The organism is Mycobacterium sp. (genome assembly GCF_049280035.1).
Lineage (GTDB): Bacteria > Actinomycetota > Actinomycetes > Mycobacteriales > Mycobacteriaceae > Mycobacterium.
The window spans coordinates 1-1,574 of sequence record NZ_JBAPPI010000877.1 but is presented as its reverse complement, the minus strand read 5'-3'; the positions used below and the strand labels follow the sequence as shown (position 1 = coordinate 1,574).

General features: G+C 63.9%; 2 protein-coding genes. Both read right to left on the bottom strand.

Features of this window, described 5'->3' with window-relative positions; genetic code table 11:
• A partial coding sequence (locus WAN71_RS27905) for a M24 family metallopeptidase (protein ID WP_422228424.1) occupies window positions 1-401 on the bottom strand: 401 nt, incomplete at its 3' end.
• Window positions 402-420: 19 nt separating this feature from the next.
• On the bottom strand, window positions 421-1,005 hold the full coding sequence (locus WAN71_RS27900; protein ID WP_422228423.1) for a DUF1707 SHOCT-like domain-containing protein: 585 nt from the start codon (window positions 1,003-1,005) through the stop codon (window positions 421-423).
• Between the last annotated feature and the right edge of the window lie 569 nt (window positions 1,006-1,574).

Here is a 1,574-nt window from a genome sequence, read left to right as displayed (position 1 = left end):
TCGATGTTGACGATGTCGCCGTCTTCGATCACCGTCGAGTCGGGGATGCCGTGGCAGATGACCTCGTTCAGCGATGTACAGCATGACTTGGGGAAACCCCTGTAGCCCAGTGTCGACGGATAGGCGCCGTGGTCGACCATGTAGTCGTGGGCGACGCGGTCCAGCGCGTCGGTCGTCACGCCGGGCGCGACCGCCTTGCCCGCCTCCGCGAGCGCGCCGGCCGCAATCAGGCCGGCCACCCGCATCTTCTCGATCACTTCAGGTGTTTGCACCCACGGCTCGGTGCCCTCACGCGCTGTCGGCTTGCCGACATACTCCGGACGCGGGATCGACTTGGGCACCGGCAGTGTCGCCGACACTGCGCCAGCAATCAGCTCAGAACGAACAGGACGAACAGGCATACCGCCAGCGTATCTGGTCTCAACCAGGCCGGCGCCGACGCAGCAACGACCGGCGCGGTCCTTTGATTTTCACCGAGCCGCACACCACCCGACCGGTCAGCACCACATGCGGGGTGCCCTCGCCCGGCGGGGTCTTTCGGCGGTCGCTGGCGCTGCCGCCGTACACCGCAACGTCGTCGATCGAGGCGCTGGCGCCGTCGGGCAACCGGATCTCCACCGAGCCGAACCTCATGTCCAGCTCGATGACGACGACCGGCCCGGCGAATCGCGCCTTGACCAGGTCCAGCTCGACCGAGCCCATCCGGCGCACCAGCGCCAGCCGACTCGGCACGGTCCACTCGCCGTGACGCTTGAGCGACCCGGCCCAGCCCCGTAGCTCCACCCGGTCGGCCGCAGATGTGACGATGGCCCCCGGGCCCGGGAGATCACCGACGAGGCTGTCCAGCTCATTGCGGGTCCGCGCGTAGGACACATGCGAGGAGCGTTCCTCGAACTCGCTGATGTCGATCAGCCCGAGCGCAACCGCATTGTGCAGCCGGCGCAGCGTGCCGTTGCGGTCGGCATCTGAGACCCGCAGTTCGGTCAACTCGTCAGGGCGCGTCATGGCGCTACTAATCTACCGCCACCGAGTGCATCGGCTCCGGCCACGAAGTCGTACCCATCGGACGACCGACCCGCAGGAAATGCACCGCCCCGTGCATAAAGGCGGCCTATTTGACATTCGACCAATAATCTTGTTTTGGCTGCAAACCAGCGTTATAGGCCGACTCCCAAACTCAGGGTTCTTCCAATACACGTTCGAACATTTGGACCTGAAATCCAATTTTTCGGAAGTTTGTTCTGAATGGTGGACGCCAGTTGGCGCTGCGGGTCCGCCGCCGCCCCTTGCGCCGAACCGTAGAGCGCGCGGCCCGCTGACCTCCTGCTTTACCCTTAGATGCGCCGGCCTGGGTGGCCGCGAGGCAGCCAGCGCAGCCGTCCAACGCGAGCTCAGAGGTTCGATTCTGCTGCTCGAACGGCGCCTAAGAGCAGGCTTAACGACGACGTAACTTCGCCTGAGATTTATATTAGAAAAAAGCTTAACTAACGCCGCTTGTTGTTATATGCTGCCCCCAGTCGAGGGCTCTTAACTTGGGGGCAAAGACTCATGTACGAGCCAACGACTGTGGGGCG

Coding starts and splice junctions, on each gene's coding strand:
- WAN71_RS27900 (WP_422228423.1), bottom strand. CDS start 1,005: ATGACGCGCCCTGACGAGTTGACCGAACTGCGGGTCTCAGATGCCGAC.